Genomic DNA, 295 nt, shown 5'->3' on the forward strand with positions numbered 1-295 from the left:
CCTGCCGGAATGAAAAATATCGGCGCCTGCCGGAATGAAAAATATCGGCGCCTGCCGGAATGAAAAATATCGGCGCCGGACTGCCATAGCAATGGCAAATATTCGCGAAAAATTTTTCAGTCAAAGCCCCCAGAATTGGGGGTTTGGGGGCCAGACGATTCCCAGCCCCCAGAATTGGGGGTTTGGGGGCCAGACGCTAAAACTGTGCATTAGAAAGGAAATGGTGGGTTACGGCGCGGATGAAAAGTTGTGGGTTTTTCCGAAAAATTACTGCCGCGCCTAACCCACCCTACTG

At 51.9% G+C, this 295-nt stretch carries 1 protein-coding gene; it reads left to right on the plus strand.

The features are described 5' to 3' along the window. The first annotated feature begins 91 nt into the window (after window positions 1-91). Window positions 92-283 (plus strand): hypothetical protein, encoded by a 192-nt coding sequence (locus tag LKE08_RS15140; RefSeq protein WP_324705076.1) that lies wholly within the window; start codon window positions 92-94, stop codon window positions 281-283. Window positions 284-295: the final 12 nt, after the last annotated feature.

The organism is Lyngbya sp. CCY1209, from assembly GCF_035615495.1.
In the GTDB taxonomy this organism is placed as follows: domain Bacteria; phylum Cyanobacteriota; class Cyanobacteriia; order Cyanobacteriales; family Microcoleaceae; genus Limnospira.